General features: G+C 71.1%; 4 protein-coding genes. 1 reads left to right on the top strand and 3 read right to left on the bottom strand.

The annotated features are described in order from the left end of the window. From C1J01_RS46980 to C1J01_RS46970, 3 genes are all read right to left on the bottom strand, one after another. Positions 1-308: biotin/lipoyl-containing protein (locus C1J01_RS46980; protein ID WP_328589754.1), on the bottom strand; the 308-nt coding region annotated here is incomplete at its 3' end. Between the two features lie 38 nt (positions 309-346). Further along, positions 347-1,711: a dihydrolipoyl dehydrogenase gene (gene lpdA, locus C1J01_RS46975; RefSeq protein ID WP_111185523.1), complete on the bottom strand. Its 1,365-nt coding sequence runs from the start codon at positions 1,709-1,711 to the stop codon at positions 347-349. Between the two features lie 50 nt (positions 1,712-1,761). Further along, positions 1,762-3,231 carry a leucyl aminopeptidase gene (locus C1J01_RS46970; protein ID WP_111185521.1) on the bottom strand — a complete coding sequence of 490 codons (1,470 nt, stop codon included), beginning with the start codon at positions 3,229-3,231 and terminating at the stop codon, positions 1,762-1,764. Between the two features lie 98 nt (positions 3,232-3,329). Here C1J01_RS46970 and C1J01_RS46965 point away from each other — a divergent pair. Next, positions 3,330-3,553: GntR family transcriptional regulator (locus C1J01_RS46965; protein ID WP_146616011.1), on the top strand; the 224-nt coding region annotated here is incomplete at its 3' end.

The raw sequence follows: 3,553 nt of genomic DNA, 5'->3' as shown, positions 1-3,553 counted from the left end.
GACGAGAACGCCCAGCCGGGCGCGGCCGGCGCGGGGGCCTCCGGCGCCGGGGCGGCCGCGCCCGGCTGGGCGTTCTCGTCGATGATGGCGAGCTCGGCGCCGACCTCGACGGTCTCGTCCTCGGCCACGACGATCTTGGTGAGGACACCCGCGGACGGCGACGGGATCTCGGTGTCGACCTTGTCGGTCGAGACCTCGAGGAGCGGCTCGTCGGCCTCGACGCGCTCGCCCTCCTTCTTCAGCCAACGGGTTACCGTGCCCTCGGTCACGCTCTCGCCGAGCTGGGGCATCTGTACGGAGACCGGCATCGTTATTCTTCTCTCGCGTTCTGATCTCGAGGGCTGGACTAGTTGTGTACGTGCAGCGGCTTGCCGGCCAGGGCCAGCATCGCCTCACCGACGGCCTCGGACTGGGTCGGGTGTGCGTGGATGAGCTGGGCGACCTCTGCGGGCAGGGCCTCCCAGTTGTAGATGAGCTGCCCCTCGGTGACGAGCTCGCCGATGCGCCGGCCCACCATGTGGACGCCGACGACGGGGCCGTCCTTCTGGGCGATGACCTTCACGGCGCCCGAGGTGCCGAGGATCTGGCTCTTGGGGTTTCCCGCGAGGTCGTAGACCTGTTCGACGATCTCGATGCCGCGCTCGGCCGCCTGCGCCGAGGTGATGCCGACGGAGGCCACCTCGGGGTCTGAGTAGGTGATGCGCGGCACGCCCGCGTAGTCGATGGGCGGCGGGTTGAGACCGGCGATGTGCTCGGCCACCATGATGCCCTCGGCGAACCCCGCGTGCGCGAGCTGCAGCGTCGGGATCAGGTCGCCGATGGCGTAGACGCCGGGCACCGACGTCTGGCAGTGCTCGTCGACCACGACGGCGCCGCGCTCGATGGCGATGCCCTGCTCCTCGAAGCCCATGCCCGAGGAGACCGCGCCGCGGCCGACGGCCACGAGCAGGATCTCGGCGTCGAGGGTCTTGCCGTTGGCCAGGGTGACGACGACGCCGGTCTCGGTGGTCTTGGCGCCGTCGAAGAAGACGCCCAGCTCGTACTTGATGCCGCGGCGGCGGAAGGCCCGCTCGAGCAGCTTGGAGCTGGACTCCTCCTCGGTCGGCAGCAGGTGCGGCAGCGCCTCGACGATGGTCACCTCGGCGCCGAACGAGCGGTAGACGCTGGCCAGCTCGACGCCGATGACGCCGCCGCCCAGCACGATCACCGAGCTCGGCACGCGGTCCATCTTCAGGGTGTGCTCGCTGGTGATGATCCGCTCGCCGTCGATCTCGAGGCCGGGCAGCGTCTTGGGCGCCGAGCCCGTGGCCAGGACGACGTTGCGGCCTTCGTAGACCTCGGACCCGACCTGGACGCGGCCGGGGCCGACCAGCCGGCCCTCGCCCTCGACGATCGTCACGCCCGCGCCCTTGAGCAGGCCCTGCACGCCCTTCCAGGCCCGATTGACGATCTTGTCCTTGAACGCGTGGACGCCCTGGACGTCGATGCCGTCGAAGCTCGCCTTCACGCCGAAGGAGGCGCTCTCGCGCGTCTCGTCGGCGACCTCGGCGGAGTGCAGCAGGGCCTTCGTGGGGATGCATCCACGGTGGAGGCAGGTGCCGCCGATCTTGTCCTTCTCGATCAGGGCGACCGACTTGCCCAGCTCTGCCGCCCGAAGCGCACAGGCGTATCCGCCGCTGCCGCCCCCTAGGACGACGATGTCATAGGCCACGGGAAGGCTCCTTGTCGGGGTGTTCGTGTGCCGTCATCTTTTCATTTGTTTCACAGGCTCGCGTGCCGCTCGGCCAGTCCGATGAGCGTGCGCGTGAAGGCGCCGGTGCCGCCCTTCGGGATGTAGCCGTACGGCTCGCCCTTGTTGAAGGCGGGGCCGGCCATGTCGATGTGGGCCCAGCGCACCCCGTCGGGCACGAACTCCTTCAGGAAGATGCCCGCGGTCAGCATGCCGCCCCAGCGCTCGGGGTGCAGGTTGGCGAGGTCGGCGATCGGCGAGTCGAGGCCCTTGCGCAGCTCCTCGGGCAGCGGCATGCCCCACGCGCCCTCGCCCGCGGCCTGGGCGGCCTCGACGACGAGCTCCCTGACGGCGTCGTCGTTGGCCATGACACCGGCGGTGCGCCAGCCGAGCGAGACGATCTGGGCGCCGGTGAGGGTGGCGATGTCGACGATCAGGTCGGGGTCGTCCTCGGCGGCGCGGGCGATGCCGTCCATGAGGACGAGGCGGCCCTCGGCGTCGGTGTCGAGCACCTCGACGGTCTTGCCGCTGTAGCTGTGGATCACGTCGGACGGGCGCTGCGCCGTGCCGCTCGGGAGGTTCTCCGCCAGGCAGAGGTAGCCGACGGCGTTGACCGGCAGGCCCAGCCTCGCGATGCCGACCACCGCGCCGAGCACCGCCGCCGCGCCGCCCATGTCGGACTTCATCCAGTCCATCGACGCCGACGGCTTGAGCGAAAGGCCGCCCGAGTCGAACGTGATGCCCTTGCCGACGAACGCCAGGGTCTTGCCGGCCTCGGGGTGGCTGTAGGAGACGCGGACCAGGCGCGGCGGGTTGGCCGAGCCCTGGCCGACGCCGATGAGGCCGCCGTAACCGCCGTCCTTGAGCTGCTTCTCGTCGAGCACCTCGACGCTCAGCCCGGCCTGCGCGCCCGCCTGCTCGGCGATCTCGGCGAACTTCGCCGGCCACAGGTCGGACGGAGGCGTGTTGACCAGGTCGCGCACAAGGGCGACCGACTCGGCCAGCACGCCCGCCCGCTCGGCGAGACCCTCGGGCTGCCCGGAGACCACGGTGAGCTCGCCGACCGGCGCCTTCTGCTCGCCGTTCGTGCGGTAACGGCCGAAGGAGTAGGCCCCGAGCAGGCCGCCGAGCGCGACGGCCTCGGCCTCCTCGGCGGTGCCGGCGGGCAGCGCGAGCGCGGCGCGGGCGGTGCCGGCCAGGGAGCGCACGGCGGCGCCGGCGGCGCGGCGCAGGCCCTCGAGGTCGGGGGAGTCGCCCAGACCGACGGCGACCAGCAGCGGGGCGGCGATGGCGCCGAACGTCGGCAGCTTGGCCAGCTCACCCGCCTTGCCGGTGAAGGCGACGGCGCCGAGGGAGGCGGCCAGCTTGCCGCCGAAGGCGGACTCCAGGGACTCGGCTCCCGTGGCAGGGGCAGGACCGTCGGGCCCGGAGGTGAAACCGACGATCAGGGCGTCGGTGTCGACAGAGACGGGATCTGCTGAGTTCAGCCGCACAGTGGTCACGTAAACCGATGCTATCCAGGGTTTCTGCGTACCCACAAACAGGGGCTCATCCCACGAATCGACATGGTGTGAACGATGATGCTAGGTTCATTAGCACCATGTTGCTGACGCTCGATCTCAACGACGCCCGGCCCCTGCACGAGCAGGTGGCGGGAGCCATCCGCCGGGCCATCGGCGAGGGCTCCTACCGGCCGGGAGACCGCCTGCCGCCGGCCCGCGACCTCGCCGGCGCGCTGGGCATCAACCCCAACACCGTCCTGCGCGCCTTGCGCGATCTGCGCGACGAGGGGCTGCTGGAGTTCAGGAGGGGCCGGGGCGTCAG

Source organism: Nonomuraea aridisoli (genome assembly GCF_003236395.1).
GTDB lineage: Bacteria > Actinomycetota > Actinomycetes > Streptosporangiales > Streptosporangiaceae > Nonomuraea > Nonomuraea aridisoli.
The sequence above is the reverse complement of the archived record's forward strand: the minus strand, read 5'-3'. Positions and strand labels throughout refer to the sequence as shown.